21 protein-coding genes are annotated in these 24,598 nt (G+C 73.5%); 12 read left to right on the top strand and 9 right to left on the bottom strand.

Features of this window, described 5'->3' with window-relative positions:
• The first annotated feature begins 36 nt into the window (after nucleotides 1-36).
• Nucleotides 37-1,740 carry an acyl-CoA dehydrogenase family protein gene (locus D7044_RS00895; protein WP_120687647.1) on the top strand — a complete coding sequence of 568 codons (1,704 nt, stop codon included), beginning with the start codon at nucleotides 37-39 and terminating at the stop codon, nucleotides 1,738-1,740.
• A gap of 40 nt (nucleotides 1,741-1,780) precedes the next feature.
• Nucleotides 1,781-2,971 carry an outer membrane protein assembly factor BamB family protein gene (locus D7044_RS00890; protein WP_158609936.1) on the top strand — a complete coding sequence of 397 codons (1,191 nt, stop codon included), beginning with the start codon at nucleotides 1,781-1,783 and terminating at the stop codon, nucleotides 2,969-2,971.
• Here the strand turns inward: D7044_RS00890 and D7044_RS00885 are convergent.
• Nucleotides 2,938-3,585 (bottom strand): response regulator, encoded by a 648-nt coding sequence (locus tag D7044_RS00885; protein WP_120676592.1) that lies wholly within the window; start codon nucleotides 3,583-3,585, stop codon nucleotides 2,938-2,940. The genes D7044_RS00890 and D7044_RS00885 overlap by 34 nt on opposite strands.
• Entirely contained in the window at nucleotides 3,582-4,538 is a 957-nt protein-coding gene (locus D7044_RS00880; protein WP_120676594.1) for a HAMP domain-containing sensor histidine kinase, read from the bottom strand. The genes D7044_RS00885 and D7044_RS00880 overlap by 4 nt, the downstream gene beginning before the upstream one ends.
• Before the next feature lie 561 nt (nucleotides 4,539-5,099).
• On the opposite strand from D7044_RS00880, the gene D7044_RS00875 reads away from it, so the two are divergent.
• From D7044_RS00875 to D7044_RS00860, 4 genes are read left to right on the top strand one after another with little or no spacing between them, the layout of a single operon-like run.
• A complete protein-coding gene (locus D7044_RS00875; RefSeq protein ID WP_233564824.1) occupies nucleotides 5,100-6,392 on the top strand; it encodes an ArsB/NhaD family transporter in 1,293 nt (430 codons plus the stop codon).
• Between the two features lie 28 nt (nucleotides 6,393-6,420).
• On the top strand, nucleotides 6,421-7,965 hold the full coding sequence (locus D7044_RS00870) for a potassium/proton antiporter (RefSeq protein ID WP_120676598.1): 1,545 nt from the start codon (nucleotides 6,421-6,423) through the stop codon (nucleotides 7,963-7,965).
• Complete coding sequence (locus tag D7044_RS00865) at nucleotides 7,947-8,432, top strand: cation:proton antiporter regulatory subunit (protein ID WP_120687644.1); 486 nt, start codon at nucleotides 7,947-7,949, stop codon at nucleotides 8,430-8,432. Before D7044_RS00870 ends, D7044_RS00865 begins: the two co-directional genes overlap by 19 nt.
• A gap of 57 nt (nucleotides 8,433-8,489) precedes the next feature.
• Nucleotides 8,490-8,861, top strand: coding sequence for a VOC family protein (locus tag D7044_RS00860; RefSeq protein ID WP_120676602.1), 372 nt, complete (start codon nucleotides 8,490-8,492; stop codon nucleotides 8,859-8,861).
• 37 nt (nucleotides 8,862-8,898) lie between these two features.
• Here the strand turns inward: D7044_RS00860 and D7044_RS00855 are convergent, their stop codons facing one another.
• Nucleotides 8,899-9,897: a tyrosine-type recombinase/integrase gene (locus D7044_RS00855; RefSeq protein WP_120676604.1), complete on the bottom strand. Its 999-nt coding sequence runs from the start codon at nucleotides 9,895-9,897 to the stop codon at nucleotides 8,899-8,901.
• Nucleotides 9,898-9,982: 85 nt separating this feature from the next.
• Here D7044_RS00855 and D7044_RS00850 point away from each other — a divergent pair, with 85 nt between their 5' ends.
• The gene (locus D7044_RS00850) at nucleotides 9,983-10,966 is read left to right on the top strand and encodes a helix-turn-helix transcriptional regulator (RefSeq protein WP_120676606.1); all 984 of its coding nucleotides are present in this window, start codon (nucleotides 9,983-9,985) and stop codon (nucleotides 10,964-10,966) included.
• A 262-nt stretch (nucleotides 10,967-11,228) separates the two neighbouring features.
• Here the strand turns inward: D7044_RS00850 and D7044_RS00845 are convergent, their stop codons facing one another.
• From D7044_RS00845 to D7044_RS00835, 3 genes are all read right to left on the bottom strand, one after another.
• Nucleotides 11,229-11,654, bottom strand: coding sequence for an Hsp20/alpha crystallin family protein (locus D7044_RS00845; RefSeq protein WP_120687643.1), 426 nt, complete (start codon nucleotides 11,652-11,654; stop codon nucleotides 11,229-11,231).
• Between the two features lie 139 nt (nucleotides 11,655-11,793).
• On the bottom strand, nucleotides 11,794-12,309 hold the full coding sequence (locus tag D7044_RS00840; RefSeq protein WP_120687887.1) for a DUF2087 domain-containing protein: 516 nt from the start codon (nucleotides 12,307-12,309) through the stop codon (nucleotides 11,794-11,796).
• 57 nt (nucleotides 12,310-12,366) lie between these two features.
• Complete coding sequence (locus D7044_RS00835; protein WP_120676809.1) at nucleotides 12,367-12,858, bottom strand: MarR family winged helix-turn-helix transcriptional regulator; 492 nt, start codon at nucleotides 12,856-12,858, stop codon at nucleotides 12,367-12,369.
• Between the two features lie 74 nt (nucleotides 12,859-12,932).
• Between D7044_RS00835 and D7044_RS00830 the strand changes: the two genes are divergently transcribed.
• From D7044_RS00830 to D7044_RS00820, 3 genes are all read left to right on the top strand, one after another.
• A complete protein-coding gene (locus D7044_RS00830) occupies nucleotides 12,933-14,171 on the top strand; it encodes an MFS transporter (RefSeq protein WP_120687642.1) in 1,239 nt (412 codons plus the stop codon).
• 81 nt (nucleotides 14,172-14,252) lie between these two features.
• Nucleotides 14,253-15,803 (top strand): ArnT family glycosyltransferase, encoded by a 1,551-nt coding sequence (locus D7044_RS00825; RefSeq protein WP_120687886.1) that lies wholly within the window; start codon nucleotides 14,253-14,255, stop codon nucleotides 15,801-15,803.
• 171 nt (nucleotides 15,804-15,974) lie between these two features.
• Nucleotides 15,975-17,174, top strand: a complete 1,200-nt coding sequence (locus tag D7044_RS00820) for a low temperature requirement protein A (protein ID WP_147434554.1) — start codon at nucleotides 15,975-15,977, stop codon at nucleotides 17,172-17,174.
• 10 nt (nucleotides 17,175-17,184) lie between these two features.
• On the opposite strand, the gene D7044_RS00815 is transcribed toward D7044_RS00820, so the two are convergent.
• A complete protein-coding gene (locus tag D7044_RS00815) occupies nucleotides 17,185-18,213 on the bottom strand; it encodes an aldo/keto reductase (protein ID WP_120676614.1) in 1,029 nt (342 codons plus the stop codon).
• A gap of 289 nt (nucleotides 18,214-18,502) precedes the next feature.
• Between D7044_RS00815 and D7044_RS00810 the strand changes: the two genes are divergently transcribed.
• The gene (locus D7044_RS00810) at nucleotides 18,503-19,969 is read left to right on the top strand and encodes a hypothetical protein (RefSeq protein ID WP_120687640.1); all 1,467 of its coding nucleotides are present in this window, start codon (nucleotides 18,503-18,505) and stop codon (nucleotides 19,967-19,969) included.
• A gap of 195 nt (nucleotides 19,970-20,164) precedes the next feature.
• Here D7044_RS00810 and D7044_RS00805 read toward each other — a convergent pair whose 3' ends face one another.
• Nucleotides 20,165-22,918, bottom strand: a complete 2,754-nt coding sequence (locus tag D7044_RS00805) for an AfsR/SARP family transcriptional regulator (protein ID WP_233564823.1) — start codon at nucleotides 22,916-22,918, stop codon at nucleotides 20,165-20,167.
• A gap of 302 nt (nucleotides 22,919-23,220) precedes the next feature.
• Between D7044_RS00805 and D7044_RS00800 the strand changes: the two genes are divergently transcribed.
• On the top strand, nucleotides 23,221-23,793 hold the full coding sequence (locus D7044_RS00800; protein WP_120687638.1) for a peptidoglycan-binding domain-containing protein: 573 nt from the start codon (nucleotides 23,221-23,223) through the stop codon (nucleotides 23,791-23,793).
• 365 nt (nucleotides 23,794-24,158) lie between these two features.
• On the opposite strand, the gene D7044_RS00790 is transcribed toward D7044_RS00800, so the two are convergent.
• On the bottom strand, nucleotides 24,159-24,350 hold the full coding sequence (locus D7044_RS00790) for a hypothetical protein (RefSeq protein ID WP_120687637.1): 192 nt from the start codon (nucleotides 24,348-24,350) through the stop codon (nucleotides 24,159-24,161).
• Between the last annotated feature and the right edge of the window lie 248 nt (nucleotides 24,351-24,598).

Genomic DNA, 24,598 nt, shown 5'->3' with positions numbered 1-24,598 from the left:
TCGGGCCACCACCCCCCGCCCGTGCCAGGAGCGCGCATGACCCGCTACGTGCAGCCGGTACCCGCCCCCGACGATCCGTACGGCAGCGACACGCTGCTGCGTTCCTGGCTGGAACGGCAGCTCGGCGCCGCGGGGCACGCCGCCGCCAAGGACCGGCTCGCCGACCTGGCCGCCGACGTGACCGGGCCGCTGCGCGCCGCGCACGCCGACGCCGAGGCGCACCCGCCGACGCTGGTCCGTTACGACCCGTGGGGGGCGCGCGTCGACCGGATCGACACGTCCCCCGGCTGGCAGGCGCAGCGCGCCGCCGCCGCCCGGCACGCCGTGGTGGCGCTGCCCCACCTGGGATCGGCGCGGGGCACCTGGGGTGCCGCCGCACGCGTCGTCCAGCACGCCCTGCTGCACCTGTACGGGCCGGAGTCGGCCACCTTCTCCTGCCCGGTGGCCATGGCCGACGGCGCGGCGGCGCTGCTCAGCCTCCCGGAGGTCGACCCGGCGGTCCGCGACGCCTGGCTGCCCCGGCTGCTCTCCACCGACCCGGAGACGGCGATCACCAGCGGGCAGTGGATGACCGAGTCGCAGGGCGGCTCCGACCTGGGCCGGTCCAGCACCATCGGCCGCCCCGCCGCCGACGGCTCGTGGCGGCTGACCGGGGAGAAGTGGTTCTGCTCGGCCGCCGACTCGGCGATGGCGGTGGCGTTGGCCCGGCCGGAGGGGGCCGGGCGGGGCAGCCGGGTGCTCGCCCCGTTCCTGGTGCCCCGCTACGCCGCCGACTCGCCGCTGGCCGGTCCCGCCGCGCCGCTCGCCCCGGCGCCGGGGGTCAGCGTGCACCGGCTGAAGGAGAAGCTCGGTACGCGGGCGCTGCCGACCGCCGAGATCGGGCTGCGCGACGCGTACGCCCTGCCGTTGGGTGACCCGACCCGGCCCGGCCTGGTCCGGGCGATGACCCTGGTGGTGGTGACCCGGGTGCACAACGCGGCCGCCGCCGCCGGTGGGATGCGCCGCGGGCTGGCCTACGCGCGGGCGTACGCCTCGGCGCGGCACGTGGCCGGCGGAACGCTCGCTACGTCCCCGCTGCACCGGGCCACCCTCGGCGCCCTCGCGCTCGACGCGGCCGGCGCGTTCGTCCTCGCCGGGCACGCGTTCGCGCTGCTCGGCCGGGTGGAGGTGGGCGCCGACCCGGCCGCCGCCGCCGAGCTGCGCATCGTGGCGCCGCTGGCGAAGCTGGCCACCGGCCGGCTGGCGGTGAGCTCGGCCGGCGAGTACGTGGAGAGCTTCGGCGGAGCCGGCTACGTGGAGGACACCGGCGTACCCCGGCTGCTGCGCGACGCGCAGGTGCTGCCGATCTGGGAGGGCACCACCAACGTGCTCGCCCTGGACGTGCTGCGCGCGGTCAGCCGCGAGGACGCCGGCCCGCCGCTGCTGCGCCGCCTCGACGCCGCCGCCGACCTGGCCCGGCCGCTCTCCCCCGTGCTGGCCGACACGCTCGCCGCCGTCACCGCCGAGCTGCGCGAACGCCTCGCCGCGGTCGCCGCCGACCCGCAGGCCGCAGCGGCGGTCGCCGGGGCGCGTGACCTGGCGCTGCGCCTCGCCCACGCGCTCACCACGGCGCTGCTGGTGGAGCACGCGGCGTGGGGCGACGAGCAGGCCGAGGTCGCCGCCCGGCTGTGGGCCCGCCGCCGGCTGCGGCACGAGGAGATCGCCGCCGACGCCCACCACCACCTGGAGCTGCTCGGCTGACGGCCGCTTCGGGTCTTTCGCAGCGACGGGGATGGTGCCGGTGGAGTCCGTCATCGAGTTGGGCGCGGAGCGGGGCGCCCCGCAGACCGAGCGGCGCACGTCGCCGACGTCTCGCTGGTGGCCGGTGAGCGCACTGCTGCTGCTCTGCGCGCTGCTGGGCGGCGCGGCCCCGCCAGCGGGGCTGACGGCCGTGGCTGGACCGATGCTGCCCGAACGCTCCGTGGTGCTCGGCGGAGGCGCGTCGCTGCTCGTCGTCGAGCCCGGCGCCGACCGGCCCTCGATGACCGCGTACGACCCGGCGACGCCGAACGGGCCACCGCGGTGGCGGGTGAGCGTGCCACCGGCGGCCGGCTGGTCCGCCGAGCCCGCCGGTGGCCTCCTGCTCGTCACCGAACGGGACGCGACGCGGCGGGCGGTCGGCACCACCGCCCGCTCCGCGGAGACCGGCGCACCGCGTTGGCGTCGGACGGATCGGGTGTACCCGGCCGGCGACGGTGCCGTGGCGGTGACCGAGGTGCGTAGCGTCAGCGACCCGGGGCGGCGGATCGAGGGCGCGGTGCGTGGGGTCGACCCGGCCACCGGGGCGACCCGCTGGACGGTGCCGTTGCCGTCCACCGCCGTGCTGGCGGTGCTGCCCGGCACGCCCGGCGCGGTGCTGGTGGTCCGCGACGACGGCCTGGCCCGGGTGTACGACGTCCGCGACGCGACGGTGCGCGGCGAGGGGCGGCTGCCGCCCGCCGACTACGCGCCCGGCAATCCGCAGGTGGTCGGGGACCGTCTGGTGCTGCGTCACCCCACGGCCGGCGGCGGCGAACTGGTCGGCTACGACCTGCCGGGGCTGACCGCACGCTGGCGGGCGCCGATCGACGGCGGGGAGGTGACGACCCGCGCCTGTCAGGGGCTGCTCTGCGCGCAGGACGGGCGCGACCGGTGGGCGCTCGACCCGGTCACCGGGGAGCGGGTGTGGACGTGGCCGGGCGGCGCCGCCTGGACGGTGGTGCCCGGCGGACGGGACGACAGCGGCCCGCCACTGCTGCTGCGGCCCATCGAGGACGGCCGGCGCGAACTGGTCGCCCGGGCGGGCCGGGACGGACCGGTCGTGGTCGGGGTGCTGCCGGTGGGCGTACGGGACTGCCGGGCGGTCGCCGGCGCGCTGGCGTGTCGCACGCCGGGCGGGCGGCTCACGGTCTGGGCCGTCTACGGTTCGATCAGACCGGCCCGGATCGCGTAGCGGGTCAGTTCGAGCCGGTCGCGCAGGCCGAGCTTCTGCAGCAGGTTCGCCCGGTGCCGCTCGACCGTCTTGACGCTGATGAAGAGCAGCCGGGCGATCTCCTTCGAGGAGTGGCCCTCGGCGACCAGCTTGAGGATCTCCTCCTCGCGCTCGGTTATCGCGCGGGCCGGGGCGTCCGCACCCTGCGCGCTGCGCTCCAGGTAGTTGCGGATCAACGCGTTGACCGCGCCGGGGTAGAGGAACGGCTCGTCGCGCATGGCGGCCCGGCAGGCCTCCACCAGATCCCGGTCGGCGACGGACTTGAGCACGTACCCGTTCGCGCCGGCCTTGAGCGCCTCGAAGAAGTACTGCTCGTTGTCGTACATGGTGAGGATCAGGATGCGCAGCTCCGGCTGCTGCCGGGCCAACTCCCGAGCGGCCTGCAGGCCGGTCATCCGAGGCATGGCGATGTCGAGGATGACCAGGTCGGGGCGTTCGGCGGCGGCGAGGCTGACCGCCTCCGCGCCGTCGCCCGCCTCCGCCACCACGGTCAGGTCGGGTTCGCTGTCGAGGATGAGCCGCACGCCACGGCGGACCAGGGCGTGGTCGTCGGCGAGCAGGATGCGGGTGGTCACGGGCGGTCGACCGCCCCGTCGACGGGTACGGTCAGCCGCACCTCGGTGCCCCCTGCGGGCGCCGGGCCGACGCTGAGGTGCGCGCCGATCAGCAGGGCCCTTTCCCGCATGCCGCGGATGCCGGCCCCCTCGGGCGCGCCGCCGATGCCCCGCCCGTTGTCGCGCACGCGCAGCCGGACGGACCCGCCGGGGTGCTCCAGGGACAGCTCGACAGCGGTGGCCTTGCCGTGCCGCACGGTGTTGGTCAGCGCCTCCTGGGCGACCCGGTAGATGACCAGCTCGGCCTCGTTGCCGAGGGCTGGCAGGTCCGTGGTGAGGTGCTGCTCGACGCCCAGGTCGCTGTGCCCGGTGACCTCGCTGGTGAGCGCCTTCAGGGCGCTGACCAGCCCCAGCTCCTCCAGCACCCCGGGGCGCAGGCGCCGGGCGATGCGCCGGATCTCGTCGAGGCTGTCGCGGGTGGTCTCCTGCACCCCGGCGAGTTGGGCGCGGATCGGTTCCGGGGCGTGCCGGGCCACCTGCTTGAGTTCGAGCAGCATCGCCGTGAGCGTCTGGCCCACCTCGTCGTGCAGCTCCTGGGAGACGCGGCGGCGTTCGGCCTCCTGGGCGGAGAGCGCGGCCGCCGCGCTGGCGGCGCGCTCCGCCTCCAGCCGGTCGATCATGGCGTTGAACGCGCGGATCAGCTCGGCGGTGCCGCCGTGACCGACGGCGACCAGGCGCGGCTCGGGCTGGAGCAGGTCGATGGTGGTCATGGCCCGCGCCAGCCGCCGCAGCGGGGCCAGGCCGACCCGCAGCAGCGCGGCGTTGGCGACCAGCATCGCCGCGAGACCGACCGTGAGGACGATCGCCTCGGTGAGCAGCACCGGGGTGGAGACGGTGACCGGGCCGAGCAGCAGCAGTGTCGCGGTGATCAGCACGGCGGCGTTGAGCAGGAAGATCCGCCAGAACAGCGACACCAGTAGGTCTCCTTCCCCCGCCGGCCGTCGGCCGGGCCGCGCTCGCGCTCCGGCACCATCCCGGTCAACCCTCCCGGCGCCGGGGGCCGGTGTAAATGCGTGTCGACACCCATTCGCCCGTGCCGGCGAATTCAATGCGGCGGGCGGGGCACGCGCGGCGGCGAGCCCGGTTCGCCGTACGCGACCGGCACCGCCAGCATGGCACGACCTGCGGCGGGCAGCGGACGGGGCCGTCACCCGGGCGCCGCGCCGCGTGGCCTCGCCGAATGCGGATCTGCAGGTCAACACCGGCGGCAAATGGGTGTCAGACCCGATGTCGGGCGGCGGCCCGGCCGGATGAACTTGCACCAGGAGGCCGGGCGTGACGCCCGGTCCGTAACCCGCCGCCACCCCGACGGCCCTCCCCGGTGGTCCCGAGCCCGCCGGGGAGGGCCCTGGTGGTCCGACCCCACCGGAGGTCCCCGTGATCGCAGTATCGAAACGACAGGTACCGGCGGCGCGTCCGCCCGCAGCCGCGCAGACGCGTCCCGGCGCCGAGCACGGTCCCCCGGGTCGGCGCCCGTGAGTACCTGGCCCGCAATCGCCGCCACCGTGATCTTCGCGGTGGCGTTCCTGTTCATCGCCACCGAGAAGATCAATCGGGTGGCGGTGGTGCTGGGTGCCGCCGGCCTGATGGCCCTGCTCGGCCGGGTGCCGGGCTCGGAGGTCTTCTACTCCCATCACGCCGGGATCGACTGGGACGTCATCTTCCTGCTCCTCGGCATGATGATCATCGTTGGGGTGATCAAACAAACCGGCGTCTTCGAGTTCCTCGCGATCTGGGCGGCGCAACGCTCGCAGGGCCGGCCCTACCGGCTGATGGTGCTGCTCGTGACGATCACCGGGCTCGCCTCACCGGTCCTGGACAACGTCACGACGGTCATGCTGGTCGCGCCGATCACCATCTCGGTCTGCCGCCGGCTCGGCATCTCCGCCGTCCCGTACCTGATCGCCGAGGTGCTGGCGTCGAACATCGCGGGCGCCTCCACCCTCATCGGTGACCCGCCGAACATCATCATCGGCAGCCGCGCCGGGCTGAGCTTCAACGACTTCCTGCTGCACATGGCCCCGGTCGCCCTGCTCATGTTCCTGGCGTTCCTCGTACTGGCGCGGTTCATGTTCCGCCGGTCGTTCGAGTACCACCCGGAGCGGTTCGCGGCCGTACGCGACATGGACGCCCGCGCCGCGATCACCGACCCGGCGATGCTGACCCGCAGCCTGGTCGTGCTGGTGCTGGTGATGGCCGCCTTCGCGCTGCACACCGTGATCGGTGTCGACGTGGCGATCATCGCCCTGGTCGGCGCCGGCGTGATGGTCCTCGTCACCCGCGCCGACACCGCGAAGTACGTGGCGGAGGTCGAGTGGCCGACCCTCGTGTTCTTCCTCGGCCTGTTCGTCATGGTCGCCGGTCTCACCGAGACCGGGGTGATCGAGCAGATCGGGCGGTGGGCGACCGACGCCGTCGGCGAGAGCTGGTTCGCCGGAGCGACAAGCCTCATCTTCGGTTCGGCGGTGCTCGGCGCGTTCTTCGACAACATTCCGTACACGGCGACGATGGCACCGATCGTGGAGAACATCGTCGCCGGGGCGGACCCGCAGACCGGGCAGGCGCTGTGGTGGTCCTTCGCCCTCGGCGCCGACCTGAGCGGCAACGGCACCGCCGTCGCGGCCAGCGCGAACATCGTGGTGCTGGGCATCGCCGCCCGCGCCGGCCAACCGATCAGCTTCTGGCAGTTCACCCGGTACGGCATCGTCACCACGGTGCTGACCACGCTGATCGCCTGGGGATACGTGTGGCTGCGCTACTTCGCCTGAGGACGCCGGAGGCGCAAGGGAGGCCACGGTGACGCTGACCGAGCTGTACGTGGTGCTGGCCGTCGGCACCGGCGTCGTCCTGGTCAGCGTCACCGCGGCGCGGCTCGCCACCCGGCTGGGCATGCCGGTGCTGCTGGCGTACCTCGGGGTGGGTCTGCTGCTGGGCCAGGACGGGCTCGGCCTGCCGTTCGACGACGCCGCCCTGGCCCAGGCGCTGGGCCTCGCCGCGCTCGCGGTCATCCTGGTCGAGGGGGGTCTGACCACCGACGTCAAGCACGTCCGGCCGGTCCTGGCGCCGGCGACCGTGCTGGCCACCCTGGGCGTCCTGGTCAGCGTGGCGCTCACCGCGGTCGCGGCGTACCTGCTGCTGGACATCGGCTGGCAGACGGCGCTGCTGCTCGGCGCGATCGTCTCCTCCACCGACGCCGCGGCGGTCTTCTCGGTGCTGCGGTCGGTACCGCTACCCAAGCGGCTGACCAGCCTCGTCGAGGCCGAGTCGGGCCTCAACGACGCCCCGACGTTCATCCTGGTGCTCACCTTCAGCGCGACCGGGCTGGAGGCGATCGAGCCGCTGCCGCTGCTCGCCGCCATGATCTTCCAACTCGCCGCCGGTGGGGCGATCGGGCTGGCCGTCGGCGCGGCCGGGGTGTGGCTGCTGCGCCGCCTCACGCTGCCCACCTCCGGGCTGCACCCGATCGCGATCGTGGGCTGCGGGGTGCTCGCCTACGCCGTCGCCGGGCTGACGCAGACCAGCGGCTTCCTCGCCGCCTACCTGGCCGGTCTCGTCCTGGGCAACGCGGGCCTGCCGCACCGGCGCGCCACCCGGTCGGTCGCCGAGGGGCTCGGCTGGATCGCCCAGATCGGGCTCTTCGTGATGCTCGGGCTGCTGGTCACGCCGAGCGAGCTCGCCTCGAGCGTGGTCCCGGCGCTGGTGGTCGGCGCGGCCCTGCTCCTGTTCGCGCGGCCCGCGTCGGTGCTGCTGTCGCTGGCGGCGTTCCGCGTGCCGCTGCGGGAGCAGGTCTTCCTCTCCTGGGCGGGGCTGCGGGGCGCCGTGCCGATCGTGCTGGCCACCATTCCGGTCGTCGCCGGCTCGCCCGGCAGCGACCGGGTGTTCAACATCGTGTTCCTGCTCGTCGTCGTCTTCACCGTCATCCAGGCGCCGGCGCTGCCCTGGCTGGCGCGGCGGCTGCGGCTCACCCCGCACGACGTGGGGCCCGACCTGCAGGTCGAGCTGGCGCCGCTGGACGCGATGGACGCCGACCTGATCCACGTCACCGTCGAGCCCGGATCCCGTTTGCAGGGCGTGTACCTGCCGGAGCTGCGGCTGCCCCCGCCGGCCGCGACCACCCTCGTGGTGCGCGGTCCGGACACGTTCGTGCCCGACGAGCACACCCGGCTCCGGGTCGGGGACCAGCTCGTCGTGCTCACCACCCCGAGGGTGCGGGAGGCCACCGAGCGGCGGCTGCGGGCCGTCGCCCGCGGCGGCCGGCTGGCCGGCTGGTTCGGCGAGACCGGTGACCCCGAGCCCACCAGCCCGACCGGCAGGAGGCGACAGTGCACATCGAACGCGTGATGCTGCCCGGCATCGGCGTCGGCTACACCCTGCGCACGGCACAGGGGCAGTTCGTCGGCGTCGTACGTCACCGTGGCGGACGCCGGGACCTCCTCCTCTACGCGGCCGGCGACCCGGACACCGTGGAGCGGTCGCTCGCGCTCACCGACGCGGAGGCCCGGGAGCTGGGCGAGCTGCTGCACCCGGTGGCCACCGTCGAGCACGTACCCGAACTGGAGCGCGGAGCAGGGTCGCTGACGGTGGCCGCCGTGCCGGTCACCGCCGCGTCGCCGTACGTCGGCCGCCCGCTGGGCGAGGTGGCCGCGCGCGTCCGCGGCGTCACCGTGGTCGCCGTGCTCTCCGCGGGCCGGACGACCACCGCGCCCGGCGCGGAGCACCGCATCACCAACGGCGACGCCCTGGTCGTCGCGGGCACCGCGGAGGGAGTCGGCGCGCTGAGCCGCCGACTCACCCCGGAAGTTCCGTGACCCTCTTCCGCAGGTACCTGACAGGAGATGTCAGGTACCTGCGGCAGGCTGCCGAACATGACAGTGAAAGCCGACCTCGCGATGGTCAACCTCGACAGCTCCGACCCGGCCGCGCACGCCGCCTTCTACCACCGGGTGCTGGGTTGGGAGATCACGCACAGCCAGCCGGAGTACGCGATGATCAGCGGCGGTGGCGTGGCCATCGGCTTCGGGCTCGTCGAGGCGTACCAGCCGCCATCCTGGCCGGACACCACCAGCGGCAAGCGCTACCACCTCGACGTCTACGTCGACGACCTCGCCCAGGCCGAGAAGGAGTTCGTCACCGCGGGCGCCACGAAGCCGCAGTTCCAGCCCGGCGACGGGCGGTGGGTGGTGCTCGTCGACCCGATCGGGCAGCCGTTCTGCATCTGCCCCCGACCCCAGGGCTGACCGCCGCGGGCGCGGCTCACCCGGTCGCGATGCCGGGTCAGCCGCGCCGCCGGGACCGGGCGGCCCAGATGACGTACGCCGGATCGCGGTCGAGGTTGTGCCGGTCCCGGTCGTAGCGACGGGTGGTACGCGGATCCGCGTGCCCCATCGCGTCCTGCACGTCCTCCAGCGGCACCCCCTCGGCGCGGGCCGTGGTGGCGAAGGCGTGCCGCAGCGAGTGCGGGGAGAGCTTCGCCCACGCCGGGATGCCGGCCGCGCGGGCCAGCCGGCGCACGAGCCGGAACACCGCGTGCCGGTCCAGCCGGCCACCGGAGCCGGTGACCAGCAGCGGCCCGGTCAGCTCCGTCACCGGCACGCCGGTCGCCGCGGCGCGCTGCGCCAGGTAGTCGTCCACCGCATAGGAGGTGCCCGGGGTCAGCGCGCGGCGGCGCTGCCGGCCGCCCTTGCCGGTGAACCGCACGCTGCGGTGTCCCCGCTCCGCGCCTAGGTCGGTGACGTCGAGCGAGACGAGTTCGCCCACCCGCAGGCCGAGATCGGCCAGCAGCGCCACGGCGGCCCGGTTGCGGGACGCCGTGGGGCCGGTCTCCGCCTCCGCGGCGGCCAGCAGGGCGTCGACCTCCTCGGGGGTGAGCCCGACCGTCGCCGAGTGGTCCCGGTCGACGCGGGGACGGTCAGCGCCGGCCACCGGGTTCGCGTCGACCGCGCGCAGCTTCGCCAGGAAGTCGTACCAGCTGGAGAGGGCGGAGAGCTTGCGGGCCACGCTGGCCGGGGTCAGCGGCCGACCGGTGCGCGCGTTGCGGGTGTTCTCCAGGTCCCGGGCGTACTCGTTGACGTGCAGGAAGCTCGCCCGCAGCGGATTGAGTTCCCGCTCCGTGCACCAGCCGAGCCAGCCGGCGATGTCCCGCCGGTACGCCTCGCGGGTGTGCGCCGAGAGTCGACGGTTGTGCAGCCAGGCCTCGGTGAACTCCGTGGGACCGGCGGGCAGGGCGGGGTTGGTCGACGGTCGGGCCAGCGCCGGGGCCTCGGGGAGAACCATGTGAAAAAGGTTCTCAGATTCGGGTGGGTGAGCCGGTGAGGCGCGCCCGAACAAGATTGTCGGGGACGGCGGATACCGTCGGACGGTGCGTGCGAGCCGGCTTGTGTCCCTGCTGCTGTTCCTGCAGACCCGGGGCCGGATGACGGCGCAGGAGCTGGCCGACGCGCTGGAGGTGTCGGTGCGGACCGTCTACCGGGACGTGGAGGCGCTCGGCGCGTCCGGGGTGCCGGTCTACGCCGAGCGCGGGCCGGCCGGCGGTTACCGGCTGCTCGACGGCTACCGCACCCGGCTGACCGGGATGACCCCGGCCGAGGTCGAGGCCCTCTTCCTGGCGGGCATGCCCGGTCCCGCGGCCGAGCTGGGGCTGGGGTCGGTGCTCGCCGCCGCCGAGCTGAAGATGCGGGCCGCCCTGCCCGCCGAACTCTCCGACCGGGGTGGGCGGATCCGGCAGCGCTTCCACCTGGACGCGCCGACCTGGTTCCGCGAGCCGGAGCCCACCCCGCACCTGCCCGCGCTGGCCGAGGCGGTCTGGTCGGACCGCCGGGTCCGGGTGCGCTACCGGCGGTGGCGGGCGCCGCGAGAGGTGAGTCGCGTCCTCGACCCGTTCGGACTGGTGCTCAAGGCCGGCCGGTGGTATCTGGTCGCCGCCGTCGACGGCGCGGTACGGACCTACCGCGTCGGGGCGATCCTTGAGCTGGTCACGCTCGACGAGCCGGTGCACCGGCCGGACGGATTCGACCTGGCCCGCTGCTGGCGGGAGCACGCCGACCGCTACGAACAGGGCGTCTACCGGGCACAGGCCCGCGTCCGGATGACCGCAGCGGCGCTGGAGCTGATGCCGTTCGTCTTCCCGCCGGCGATGAGCCGGGCCGCCCGGTCGGCGGCCGGCGAACCGGACGCCGCCGGATGGCTGCTCACCACCGTGCCGATCGAGTCGGTCAAGCACGGCCACATCGAGCTGCTCAAGCTCGGCGCCGAGGTGGAGGTGATCGACCCACCGGAGCTGCGCGAGCGGTTCACCGCCACGGCGCACCGGCTCGCCGCGCTCTACCCGGCGCCGCCGCAGTGACGGCACCAGGCCCGGTGGAACCAGCCGATCGAGCCTCCCACATCCTGCGGCTCGCAACCGTCTGACCGGCACGCGCGCGGGCCGACCCGCTGGTCAGCGTCGAACGGGCACGGCCGACACCCGGCGGTGGCCGCGTTCGTCACCGCGATCCGCGGCGCAACCGAGGAGTTCCTGGCGAGTTGAACTCCGGATGCTCGGCGCCGGGAGGCGGGGAACTGCGGAGGCGGGACGCCCGAACCGGACGCCCCGCCCCCGCGTTGTGTCAGGCGTTGATCTGCTTGTGTCCGTCCCCGCGCGAGACCACGGGCACCCGCCGCGGCTTGGCCCGCTCCGCCACCGGAATCCGCAGCGTGAGCACGCCGTTCTCGTAGCCCGCCTCGAGCTGGTCGGCGTCGAGGGTGTCGCCGAGGAAGAGTTGCCGGGTGAAGAGCCCCATCGGCCGCTCGGCGGCGACGAGCTCCACCTTGTCGTCGGTGGGGCGGCGCCGCTCGGCGCGGACGGTCAACACGTTGCGCTCCACCGTGCAGTCGATGCTCTCCGGGTCGACACCGGGCAGGTCGAACGCCGCGTAGAAGAAGTCGCCGTCGCGGTAGGCGTCCATGTGCATCACCGCCGGGCGGGCGGTGGTGCCGAGGAACTGCTCGGCGAGCCGGTCTATCTCACGGAACGGGTCGGTGCGCATCAGCATGTCGGTCTCCTCGGTCTCCAGTCCGAAGGGTTCAGGTTGAGCCTGCCTGACTCAACTTCCGCCTTCTTTGATACCGCGATCCGTCCACACCGTCAACCGCTGCGCCAGCAGAGGGTTGCACGGCCCGCACCATCACCGCTCAGGGTCGGTGGTAGACGCCCTGCTGCCGGGTGAGCAGCAGCTCGTCCACCAGGTAGCGGCGCAGCGTGACATGGTCGGAGCCGCCGTCGGCGCACCACGGGCGCAGGGCATCGTTCACCGCGCTCTCCGGGTACGGGGTGTCCGTCGCGAACGACCGCTGCGCGATGTGTTCCAGCACGATTCGTCGCCGGGCCCGCTGCGCCGGCAGGCCCACCAGCACCCCGTCGCGGACGAAGGTCCGCAGCACCGTCTCCTCGGGACCGCCCGCGGGGCGGCTCGGCTGTGGCGTGCGGGCCAGTTCACGCAGTCGCGCCTCGTCGACCGTGACCACGCCACCGACGTCGACGACCAGGCCCGCCGCGGCGAGCCGGCGGAGCGCGGTCACCGCCTCCCGCGCGCGCACGCCGGCGCGCTCGGCGATCTGGGCCGTGCCGGTCGCGCCCAACGCGATCGCCGCGAAGACGCGTCGGCGTACGTCATCGGCGAGAGCGCCGGCGAGAACATGTGCCGTCATGCCGGTCACCCTGCCAGCGGTGGCCGGTGACCCGCCACACGATTTCCGGCGCGCCGGTCAGTCGGCCGGCTGCTCGGCGGCGAGCAGGACGCGGCGCAGCAGGTCGGAGAGGAGGCGTCGCTCGCCCGGGTCGAGCACGCCGAGCAGCCGCTGCTCCTCGGCGCCTCGGACGTCCAGCGCGCCCCGCCAGGCGGCGCGCCCGGCGTCGGTGAGCGCCACGTCCACCCGCCGCCGATCGGTGCTGGAGGGGATCCGTTCGACGAAGCCCCGCCGCACCAGCGAGTCCACGCGAGCGGTGATCGAGGCCGGTGCGACGCCGAGGTCCTCGGCGAGCTCGGAGGGGGCGGCCCGACCCTGGCGACCGGCGAGCGCGTGCAGGGTGTCGTACTCGTGCGCCGGCAGGTCCACATCGGCGAGCGCCCGCTCCTTCACGGCGCGCAGGTGCCGGGTGAGCAGCTGCATCCGCGTCACCGCGGCCTCCACGTCCGGATCGAGGTCGGGCAGTACGGGCAGCCAGCGTCGCACGTGCCGGTCGGCGCGGTCGGGCATCGTCACAGCGCGATAGTACTGCGGTAACAAAATATTCATTGCCGAAATATTCGGTGTCGAAGTATCTTGCCTCGGTGACCCACCCCCTGCGCCTACGCGCCTTCCGGCTGCTCTTCCTCGGCCGTACCGTCTCCGCCGTCGGCGACGCCGTGGTCCCCGCCGCGCTCGCCCTCGCCGTGCTGCGCGCCACCGGCTCGACCAGCGCGCTGGCCCTCGTCCTCGCGGCGGCGATGCTCCCCCGGCTCCTCCTGCTCCCCGTCGGCGGCGTCGCAGCCGACCGGTTCGACGCCCGTCGGGTCGCCGTCCTCGCCGACCTCACCCGGTGCGCCACCCAGCTCGTGGTCGGCGTCGAGCTGCTCGGCGGCGACCCGTCGCTGACCCACCTCGCCGTCGCGTCCGCGGTCGGCGGCACCGCCGCCGCGTTCGCCCTGCCCACCGCGTCGCCGCTGGTCGCCGGAGTCGTCGACGCGGCACACCGGCAGCGGGCGAACGCCCTGCTCGGCGCGAGCGCCAACGCCAGCCGGCTCGCCGGCCCGGCACTGGCCGGCGCCCTCATCTGGGCTGCGGGCCCCGGCTGGGCGTTCGTCCTCGACGCGGCCTCCTTCGCGGTCAGCGCCACCCTGCTCGCGGTCATCGCGGTGCGCCACGTCCCGCCGCCGCAGCGCCGCTCGCTCACCGCCGACCTGCTGCACGGCTGGCGTGAGGTCCGCGCCCGGACCTGGTTCTGGAGCAGCCTGCTCGGCCACGGAACGTGGAACGGCGCCGCCGCGGTGCTGATCACCCTCGGCCCGGCCGTCGCCGTCGACCGCCTCGGTGGCGAAGGAGTCTGGCTGCTGATGCTCCAGGCCGGCGCGGTCGGCATGGTCGCCGGAGCGCTGATCGCCGGCCGGTTCCGGCCCCGCCGCCCCGTCCTGACGGCCAATCTGGCCCTGGCCAGCTACGCCGCGCCGCTGATCCTGCTCGCCGTCGCCGCACCGGCCGCCACCGTCGTCGTCGCGTACGGCGTCGCGCTGGCCGCCCTCGGATTCCTCAACCCGGTCTGGGAGACCGTGGTGCAGGGCCAGTTCCCACCGCAGGTACTGGCCCGCGTCACCTCGTACGACTGGCTGGTGTCGCTCGGCGCAACCCCACTCGGCTACCTCCTCGCGCCGCTGGCCGCGCGCCACTGGGGTGAGCCGCTGCCCCTGGCCGTCGCCGGTGTGCTGGTCCTGGTGGCCTGCGCCGGCACCGCGCTGGTCCCCGACGTACGCCGGCTGAACTGGCCCGCGCCGATGCCACCGGAACCCGCTCCCGCCACCGCGCCCGCTCGGTGATGCCGTCCCGTGGCCGTTCCGTTACGACACGCACGGCCACCGGGACAGCACACGACAGGCGTGGACCGCCATGATATGGACGTGGCCGAATCCGTCAGCGAGCTGAGCCGTTCGCGCGGCGACGACTCCACCCAGTCCGGCGCTCCGCCCGCCCCCGGCCCGCGCGCCCGCGGGCCCTGGTTCGTCGCCGCCGCGGTGACCGTGGTGCTGCTGCTCCTCGCCAACCGCTACGGCTACCACCGCGACGAGCTCTACTTCCTGCTGTGCGGACGTCACCTCGACTGGGGATACGTCGACCAGGGCCCACTGGTTCCGGCTCTGGCCCGACTGATCGACACGGTCGCGCCGGGCAACCTGGTGGCGTTGCGTACCCCGTCCGCGCTGATCGGCGGCGGCTGCGTCCTGCTCGTCGCCGCCATCGCCCGCGAGTTCGGCGCCGGACGGGGCGCCCAGACGTTCGCGGCGTTGCTCGCCGGCACCTCCGGGCTGGTGCTCGCCACCGGGCATCTGCTCAGCACCACCACCGTCGACATGCTCGTCTGGCTGGTCGTGGCCCTGTTCGCCGTGCGGGTGCTGCGCACCGGAGACCCCCGCTGGACCCTCGGCATCGGGCTGGCCCTCGGCGTCGGCATGCTCAACAAGCTGCTGCCCGCGCTGCTCGCGGTCGGGCTCGTCGCCGGGCTGGCCATCGCCGGGCCGCGCCGGCTGCTGCGCGACCGGTGGGTGCTCGCCGCCGCCGGCCTCGCCGTGCTGCTCGCTGCGCCCACGCTGATCTGGCAGGCCGCGCACGGCTTCCCGCAGCTCTCCGTGGCCGCCGCCATCGCCGGCGGGGACAGCTCCTACAGCGGGCGCATCGACGCGTTCACCCTCCAGTTCGTCATCATCAGCCCTTACGCCGTGCCGATCTGGATCGCCGGGCTCGTCGCCCTGCTGCGCCGGCCGGCGTGGCGGGCCTACCAGGCGCTGGCCTGGGCCTGGCTGGTGGTGGTCGCCGTCGTGCTGCTCGCCGGAGGCAAGGGCTACTACGACGCCCCGCTGCTGCTGGTCCTCACCGCCGCCGGGGCGGTACTCACCGTCGCCTGGGCCCGCCGCGGCGCGACCACGCCGAAGCGTGCGCTGCTGATCGTCGGTGCGCTGCTGTTCGTCGCCCCCAACGGGGTGCTGCTGCTGCCCACCCTGCCCGCCGACCGGCTGCCCGGCTTCGTGACCGCCGTCAACTACGACGCCGGCGAGACGATCGGCTGGCCCGAGTTCGCCGACTCCGTCGCCGCCGTACACCGCGCGTTGCCCGACCCACAGCGCCAGCGCGCGGTCATCCTGACCGCGAACTACGGCGAGGCGGGCGCGATCGCCCGGTACGGCCCATCCCGGGGACTGCCGCCGGCCTACTCCGGCCACAACAGCATGGCCGACTTCGACCGTCCCCCCACCGACGCCGACGTGGTGATCGCCGTCGGCTGGGAACGCCCCGACCGGCTGCGCGCCTGGTTCACCAACGTGACGCTCGCCGGCCGGGTCGACCAACGGGTCGACGTCGACAACGACGAGAACGGCGGCCCGATCTGGCTCTGCACCGGGCTGCGGCGGCCGTGGGCCCAGATCTGGGAGACTGAGGTACGCCACGCCGGCTGACTGGATACACCACCGAGCCCCGACGGCCGGCGGAATCCCGGAACCGGGGACGACCCCGCGCGGCCGCATCGATAATTCCTCCCAGGATGCGGCCGCGCCGCCGTGCGGCTGCCGTGCGCCCGGCGGCGCCGGGAGTTCCGCGATCCGGGCGCGACGGGGCGGGAGGCCGGAATGACGACCGGAGGCGCCACCAGCCTGGTGCGCCGGCCGGACGCGTCGAACCGCGCCACGCTGCTGGAGCTGCTCTTCGACGTGGTCTTCGTGGCCGCCATCGCGCTCGTCTCGATGACCATCGCCGAGGGCGAGTCCTGGGCCACCACCGGACACGCGCTCCTGCTGTTCATGGCCATCTGGTGGACCTGGTCGGTCACCGCGATCACCACGGACTTCTACGACCCGGAGCAGCGACCCCTCCAGGCCATCCTCATGGTGACCGCGTTCGGTGCCGTCGGAACGGCCGCAACGGTGCCGAGAGCCGTCGACGGGCACCCACTGCTCTTCGCCCTGGCGTATGTCACACCGCACGTGGTTCGCGGCATCATCCTGGTCGGCATCCTGCACCGGCACCGGCACAAGGCCCAGGAGCGCGCCACCCGGTTCTTCTTCTGGTTCAGCGTCTCCGGAATCCTGTGGATCATCGGGGCGCTGCTGCCCAACCAGCCGCACTGGCCGCTCTGGGCCGCCGCCCTGACCATCGAGTACGTGGCGACGGCGGCACGCTATCCGACGCCGTTCCTGGGGCGGGTGCCACTCGACCAGTACGAGAAGGTGACCGAGCACCTGGGCGAGCGGTACCAGCAGTTCGTCATCCTGGCGCTCGGCGACATCATCCTCGTGCCCACCCTGAAGATCAGCTCTTCGGACTTCGCCCCGCCCCGGCTGGGCGGCTTCCTGATCGCCTTCGTGACGATGCTGCTGCTCTGGCAGCTCTACGTGTACCGGTCGGGTTCGATCCTGGAGATGACCAAGCGCCGCCGGGGTCGAGCCGCCCGGCTGGCGCCGTACACCCACCTGGTGACGCTGGTCGGAGTGGTCCTCGTCGCCGCCGGCGCGGACCGGGTCGTCCACCAGCCGACCGGGACGACGCCGCTGCACGCGGTCGTGCTGATGCTCGGCGGCCCGGTGCTGTTCATCGCCGGACGGACCCTCTTCACCTACCTGGTCCAGGAGGGTCCGTCCGCGCGCCGGCTGGTCTGGATCCCGGTGCTGGGTGCCATGATGCCGTTCGCCCCGGCCTGGCCCCCGCTGCTGGTCGCCGGCGCGGCCGTGGTGGTGCTGGCGGGCGTGGTCGTCACCGACCTCGTGATCGCACGGTGGCGGCGACGCCACGATCCCGAGGCCGAGCACTCCCGGCCCGGCCCCGGGCTGTGAAACGGCCGGCTCAGCCGGTCGGCAGGTCCCGGCCGCGCTGCTGCACGCCCGGCAGACCGTACGGGTAGTCGCCGACCGGCGGGGCGCTCGCCTCGTCCAACAGGCGCATCTGCTCCGGGTCGAGGAGCAGATCCGCGGCGGTGAGGTTGTCGTCCAGCTGCTCGGTGGTGCGCGCTCCGAGGATCACCGAGGTGACCGCCGGCCGGGCCGCCAACCAGGCCAGCGCCACTGCCGACATGGACACGCCCCGGTCGTCGGCGATTCGCCGCACCGCGTCGAGCACCCGCCAGGTGCGTTCCTCGGCGTTGCGTCCCGCGTACGCCTCGACGCCGCGCTCGGGGTTCTCGCCGAGCCGGGTGGCGCCCGTCGGCGGGGTGTCCCGGCGGTACTTGCCGGTCAGCCACCCGCCGCCGAGCGGGGACCACGGCAGGATGCCGATGCCCTCGTTCTCGCAGACCGGCACCAACTCGAACTCGATCTCCCGGGCCAGCAGGTTGTACTGCGGCTGCAGGGTCACGATCGGGTTGAGGTTGAGGTGCTGGGTGAGCAGCGCCGCCTTCTGCAGTTGCCAGCCGGTGAAGTTGCTGACCCCGGCGTAACGGATCTTGCCGGCGCGGATCGCGTCGTCGAAGAAGCGCAGCGTCTCCGGCAGCGGAGTCAGCGGATCCCAGGCGTGCGCCTGGTAGAGGTCGACGGCCTCCACCCCGAGCCGCCGCAGGCTCGCGTCCAGGGCGCGGGTCAGGTGCACCCGGGACAGGCCGGCGTCGTTGGCTCCCGTACCCATCGGGAACCGGCCCTTGGTGGCCAGCACCACCCGGTCGCGCACGCCGGGCCGCGCCCGCAACCACCGACCGACGATCTCCTCCGAGATCCCGGCGGAGTAGACGTCGGCGGTGTCGATGAACGTGCCGCCGGCCTCGACGAACCGGTCCAGCTGGGCGAAACTGCCCGCCTCGTCGGTCTCCGAGCCGAAGGTCATCGTGCCGAGGCAGAGGGTCGACACCACCGTGCCGGTGGCGCCCAGGGTCCGGTAGCGCATTGCTCTCCTTCCGGTCGAGGAACAGCGCCGATCTTCGCACCGGAGTTCGCGCGCCCACCCTCCGGGGCGTACGACCCGTTCCCGCGGCCTCGCCGGGTCGGCGCGGTGAACTCCGGGCGCGAAACGTCGCGTGTGGCCGGTCGGGACCTCCCCGCCCTGGTCGGCGGCGCGAACCGCTCCGAGGGAGCTGCCCGAGCGAGCTGAGCGCATCGACGCGGCCGTGCGCTCCGGCTCGGCATCAGGCAGAGTGGCGCGGAGGTGTGCGACGGCGGGACGGGAAGGAGCGACCGTGGAGGGTCCGACCGGGGTGGTCTTTCCCGTGACCGGGGGCAAGCGCAGCACCACCGCGCTCGGCCGGGCGGTCGTCGCGGACGCGCTGCGCGCGGTCGACCCGGTCGGCGCCCGATCCGCCGAGCACGAGACTGACTGGCGGCACGGCTACCTCGGCCACTTCCGCCGGCTCGTGGAGGCGGGGCTGCTCTCCGCCGACGCCGCGCTCACCATCGCCCGCGCCGGGTTGGCTTCCCTGCACGGCCGCATGACGGTCATCGACGACGACGGCCGCGAGGCGGGGCTCGGTGAGGTCTTCTCGGCCTCCGGCGACCAGCCGGCGTTGGGTACGGCCACCGTCACCGGCGCCGGCCCGGTCGAGCGGGAGCTCTCGCTGCCGTACCGCGGCCAGCGGCTGCGCGGCGACGACCTGCGCCGCCGGCTCGACGCCTGGGTGACGGCGGGTGTCGTCGAACCCTCGTGCGCCGAGGCGGTGGCCACGGTGATCGCGAACCCCGACTGGTTGGACCTACGTGACCAGCGGATCGTCGTGCTCGGCGCGGGCGCCGAGATGGGTCCCCTGACGTCGGTGTTGCGGTGGGGCGGCGAGGTCGTGGCGATCGACCTGCCCCGGCCGGAGATCTGGCGGCGCCTGGTGCAGACGGCCCGCCGCCACGGCGGCCGACTCCACCTGCCGTTGCGTCCCGGCAGCGCCGCCGACGGCGACGACCGGACGCTCGCCGCGCAGGCGGGCGCCGACCTGCTGCACCGGCTGCCGCAGGTGGCCCAGTGGCTGCGACAGTTCGACGGCCGACTCGTGCTCGGCAACTACGTCTACGCCGACGGGGCCACGAACGTCCGGGTCGCGGTGGCCGTCGACGCGCTCACCCGGCACCTCCAGGAGCACCGCCCGGACACGGCTCTGGCGTTCCTCGCCACCCCCACCGACGTCTTCGCCGTCCCCGCCGACGCGGTAAGCCACGCCGACCAGGGGTACGCGAAGCGCGGAAACATCCACCGCGCGTTGCGGATGCTCTCCGCCGGCCGGCTGCTACGGCGTAGCTATCCGCCGGGCGCCGATCCCGGCGTCAACGACAGTCTGGTAGCGCAGCAGGGACCCAACTACGCGCTGGCCAAACGGTTGCAGCGGTGGCGGGCCACCGTCGCACGGGAGGCGGGCGCGACCGTGTCGTTCACCGTCGCACCGCCCACCCGGACCCGTTCGGTGCTGCGCAACCGGGCACTCGCCGCCGCGTACGCCGGGGCGCACCGGTTCGGCATCGAGGTGTTCGACCCGGCGACCAGCAACACCCTGATGGCCGCGCTGCTCGTGCACAACCTGCGCACCGGCGGCCCGGCGTTCGCCCAACCCTGGCAGGACGAGGCGTACGCCGCGGCGCACGGCGGGTTGTGGCGGGTCCCGTACGCCCCGCGCAGCGCCCTCGGGCTCGCCGTGCTGCTCGGGCTCGGCGGCGCCCGCACCTGAGTTCGGCGCGGACCGGCCGCCCTGCCGGACCTCGACCGTGCCGAGGCGGGTCCGGGTCAGAAGTGCTGGACGCCGCTCTCGGCCATGGGCGATCGCCGAACACCAGCCGCGCGCTGCCCGCGATGCCCCGCTCGACGTACCCGTTCACCTTGGCCGCGCCGAACGATGAGGGGTGAAGGAGTCGCTCGTCCTGTTCTAGGAGGGAGCCAGGCGTTCGAGGCGGCGGCGGGTCTCCTCGGCCGCGGGGTCGCCCACGTCCTCGTAGATCCGTACGGCCTGGCGCCAGGCGGCGGCAGCAGCGGTCTGGTCGCCCATCCCTTCCCGGGTGTCCCCGAGCCGGATGAGGGTCTCCGCCTCGTGATACCGATCGGCGGAGTCGCGGAAGAGTTGGATCGCTCGCTCGTAGCAGTCGGCCGCGCGGTCGCGTTCGCCGAGGCGGTCATAGGCGAAGCCGAGGCTGTCCAGCGTCGCGGCCTGGCCGTTGCGGTCGCCGCTCTGTTCTTGCTGGGCGAGTGCTTCGGTGCAGCTCTCGATGGCCTGCGCATAGTCGCCGGTAGTAGCCAACAGCCAACCGATCGCGTTGAGTGTCCGGGCTTCCCCCGAGCGGTTACCGGCCAGCCGGTAGAGCCGCAGCGCCTCACGACCGTGCGCGAGCGCCTCGTCGAGCCTGCCGTCCAGGTAGCAGAGTTCACAGTAGTTGTGCAGGATCTGGGCCTGACCAGTCGGATCGCCGAGGCGTTCGTGCAGCTCGAGTGCCCGCTTCAGCCGGTGCTCGGCGGCGTCGTGGTCACCGAGTCGGGTCAGTGCGCGGGAGAGCAGCCGGTTGGCGGCGGCCTGGCCGGCGAGGTCGTCGATTCTCTCTGCGGCGGCCAGCGCGACCCGTTGGGTGGCGAGCTGATCCTGCCACAGGCCGCGCGGCGCCGTGAAGGTGTTCAATGACCAGGCGATCTGCCAGGCGTACGCCTCGAAGCTGTTCTCGGCGGCCTGCCGAACCACCCGAACCAGGGCCTGATGCTCGGCTGTGAACCAGGCGAGCGCGTCGTCGTGATCGGTCACCGGCCGCCGGGCGGGTACGGGCAGCGGCGGCACCGGATCGATCGGGGGCCACTGCGGCTGGAGCAGCCGCGCGGCCCGATAGGCGGCGTGCAGGTAGTGGTCGTACAGGCGCTGCCGGGCGGCCGCGCGTTCGTCGGCGTGCTCCGACGACTCCGCGAGCTCGGCCGCGTAGGCGCGCAGGAGGTCGTGGAAGGCGTACCGGCCGGGCGTGTGCTCGTTCAGCAGGTGGAGCCGGGTCAACTCGCGCAGTCGCGGCGTGACGGCCGCAGTGGACACGCCGGCGAGCGCCGCGGCCGCGGCGGCGGTCAGGTCCGGGCCCGGATGCAGCCCCAACAGGGTGAACAGCCGGGCCGCGTCCTGCCCCAGCGCCAGGTACGACCAGGAGAAGACGCGCCGGACGTCGCCGTCGGCCAGCGCGTCCAGCCTTGCCTCGGCCGAGTGCAGTTCGGCCGCGATGGCGCCGAGCGGAAACGTGGGATGAGTGGCGGCGCGGGCCGCCACTATCGACAGCGCCAGTGGGAGACGGCCGGCGGCCTCGACGATGTCGGTCACCGCCGTCGGCTCGGAGGCCAGGCGGCCGGTGCCGAGCCGGCTGGCGAGCAGACTCATCGACTCCTCCGCCGTGAGTACGCCGAGTGTCAACGGCGTGGCGCACTCGGCGGCGATCAGGCCGCCGAGCCGGTCGCGGCTCGTGACCACGACCATGCAGCCACCGCCACCGGGCAGCAGGGCGCGAACCTGGGCGGAGTCGCGAGCGTTGTCGAGCACCACGAGCATCCGGCGGGAGGCCAGCAGGCTGCGGTAGAGCCCGGTCCGGGCCTCCATGCCGGAGGGTATCCGGGCGTGGGGCACGCCGAGCGCTTCGAGGAAGCCGGACAGGGCGTCGGGCGGGGACACCGCACCGGCCTCGTCATAGCCGCGAAGGTTCACATAGAGCTGGCCGTCGGGGAAGCGGTCGGCCACCCGGTGCGCCCAGTGCAACGTCAGGGCGGTCTTGCCGACTCCGGCCATGCCGGACACCGCGGCTATGACCACGGTCGTCGGCCTCCGCGCCCCGTCGTCCAGGAGGGCGTCGAGGCTGGTCAACTCGGCGCTGCGACCAACGAACTCCGGCACCCCACGCGGTAGCTGTTCGGGGTACTGGACGAGCGGCGCCGGCGCCGGTGCCGTGACCGGCGTCGGCCCGTCCCCGCCTGTTGGTGGTTTCGCTGCCAGTTCCGGGCGGTGATGCAGGATGTCGTCGTACAACCTGGTGAGTTCCGGCGCGGGATCGAGGCCAGTCTCCTCCGCGAGCGCATGCCGCGCCTGCCGGAAGGCCTCCAGGGCACCGGCCACGTCGCCGATGCGGTACAGGCCCACCATCAGCTGGCCCCACGCCCGCTGCCGCAGCGGATGCCGGTCGAGCAGGCCCCGCAGCCGGTGCACCACCTCGGCCGGCGCGCCGAGGGCCAGCACCGCCTCGGCGTAGTCTTCCTCGGCGAGCAGCCGGCGCTCCTCCACCTGCGCCACCCGCCGCGCCAGCGCCGAACGCAAGGGCAGGTCGGAGAGCGGGGCCCCACGCCACAGGCCCACCGCGGCGGAGAGTTCGGCCTCGGCGCGGTCGACATCCGATACGGCGAGAGCGTCACGGCCCCGCGCCGCCGCCGCGTCGAACAGGTCCAGGTCCCGCTCGCCCGGCCCCACCCGAAGCAGGTAGCCGCCGGCCGCAGCGGTTATCCCATCCCAGGGCGCCCCGCCACCCAACGACTGCCGCAGCCCCCGCACGTAGGTGCGCAGGTTCGCCGCGGCGGACGCCGGCTGTTCGTCGCCCCACAGCATCGCGGCCAACTCGTTGGAGCCGACCACCTCATTCGGGCGCAGCAGCAGGGTGGCCAAGAGGAGACGCTGTTTCACCGAGCCCAGCGGAACCGGCCGGCCTTCGCGGTACACCCGGAGCGGGCCGAGGAGGTCGAAACGCACAGGCACCTCACGTGTGGCGCTGCGATCTGTCATCGGGTGCGCCATACCCAGATGACAGGACCGGGTAGCTGGTCTGTACGCCGATTGTGCGGCGATTGTACGGGCCCCACCGTACCGTTCGACCGTCCACACTGCTCGATTCGACAGCACCCCCGGTGAGGCCACCGAGCGGCCGCTGCGCCCAGTTTGTCCCTTGTCATCGTTCCGCCCCGAGTGATTCTCAACGAAGGAGATGCATGTCTTCACTCCACTCCACCCGCCGCGTGCTCCGTAAGGCTGCTGTCCCGGTAGTCGGCGCGCTGTTGGCCATCGGCATCAACGTCGCCACCGCCACGCCGGCCGCGGCCAGTGGCTCCTACTCCGGCCGGGCGTACGTCTACGGCAGCGGCGTGGTACCCGACGACTTCGATGACGAGGGCGTCGTCAACGTCACCACGCACCGCAACTCGAACGTCGCCTGTCTGTGGCAGACCATTCTCTGGGCGAATGGTTACCTGCCCTCGTCCGGGATCGACGGCGTCTTCGGCGACCAGACCGATGCCGCAACGAGGAATTTCCAGCGCGACAAGAGCCTCGTCGCAGACGGCTCCGCCGGCCGGAACAGCTGGACGAAGGCTGGCGACAAGCTCGTGCAGCGCGACAACCAGAACGGATGGTTGTACGTGGTGTACCAGGGGGCACGGGGCTCCAGGAGCACGTACAGCTCACACGAGTTCGTGTTGCAGCGTTCGCCCGACGGGAACTACAGGTTCTACCCGCCCCAGGGCGGCGGCCCCTACTGGGCCACCTACAACTCCCGCACCTGCTGATCTCGCCATGACGACGTCCGGTCGCCCGCTACGAACGAGGGGCGGCCGGACGTCCGCCTCTCCCCCGCCCGACACCTCCATGATCAATCCGCCGCCGGAAGGCCGCGACAGGTTCGACGAGATGGCGAGGATGTCGATACCCGGGCAACCACTGCACGTTGGCCAACCACACCGCTTCATGTCCGTGGACCAGCCGGCAGTCCCAACCGAGATCCGCGCAGGCCCGCACGGTGGCCTCGAATCCCACCGCGTCGCGCGGCTTGACTTGGGACGCAGGGCGGCAGTCGACCACGACGCCCGTTCCGTCCGCCTTGCGTGCAACGAAGTTGACCCATGTCGGGCAACATCCCTGTCGCCGAACGGAATCAATCTCCGTACCAGTGGAGCACCAGGCCGGGCTCGTCGCGCCACCGCGTCAGCAATGCCCGTAGCGCCGCCACCAGCTCACACTCCACGTCGTTATCCGCCGCCGCCTCCAGACGGTCGACTTCGACGTCTAGCCGCGGCAGATCCTCACGGCTGAGTACGCCATCCGACCATGGGTCCAGCTGGCCCAAGATCGGAAGTCGATTCCCCGGCCGCGTTCATCAACGGCAGCAGCTCCTCCACCGACACGTCAAGCAGCAACCCGCGTTCCTCGGCCGTAGCCCACTCTTCGGCGTGAGCGCGGTGGCGCTCACGCCGCTGCGTCCGGGTAGCACGACGCAGGCTCTTCGAACGCGGCTGTGGAGGGCGAAGCGCCAACAGCAGACCCACCCCGGCGACGCTACGGCATCACTTTCACTGAGCCAGGACGACAGCCTCA

It is taken from the genome of Micromonospora musae (genome assembly GCF_003626635.1).
Classification (GTDB): domain Bacteria; phylum Actinomycetota; class Actinomycetes; order Mycobacteriales; family Micromonosporaceae; genus Micromonospora; species Micromonospora musae.
This window is presented reverse-complemented; position numbering and strand designations above follow the sequence as displayed.

Excerpts from the sequence above, each read along its gene's own strand:
- D7044_RS00895 (WP_120687647.1), top strand. The coding sequence starts at position 37 with ATGACCCGCTACGTGCAGCCGGTACCCGCCCCCGACGATCCGTACGGC.
- D7044_RS00860 (WP_120676602.1), top strand. The coding sequence starts at position 8,490 with ATGACAGTGAAAGCCGACCTCGCGATGGTCAACCTCGACAGCTCCGAC.
- D7044_RS00855 (WP_120676604.1), bottom strand. The coding sequence starts at position 9,897 with ATGGTTCTCCCCGAGGCCCCGGCGCTGGCCCGACCGTCGACCAACCCC.
- D7044_RS00845 (WP_120687643.1), bottom strand. The coding sequence starts at position 11,654 with ATGCTGATGCGCACCGACCCGTTCCGTGAGATAGACCGGCTCGCCGAG.
- D7044_RS00840 (WP_120687887.1), bottom strand. The coding sequence starts at position 12,309 with ATGACGGCACATGTTCTCGCCGGCGCTCTCGCCGATGACGTACGCCGA.
- D7044_RS00835 (WP_120676809.1), bottom strand. The coding sequence starts at position 12,858 with ATGCCCGACCGCGCCGACCGGCACGTGCGACGCTGGCTGCCCGTACTG.
- D7044_RS00820 (WP_147434554.1), top strand. The coding sequence starts at position 15,975 with ATGACGACCGGAGGCGCCACCAGCCTGGTGCGCCGGCCGGACGCGTCG.
- D7044_RS00815 (WP_120676614.1), bottom strand. The coding sequence starts at position 18,213 with ATGCGCTACCGGACCCTGGGCGCCACCGGCACGGTGGTGTCGACCCTC.
- D7044_RS00800 (WP_120687638.1), top strand. The coding sequence starts at position 23,221 with ATGTCTTCACTCCACTCCACCCGCCGCGTGCTCCGTAAGGCTGCTGTC.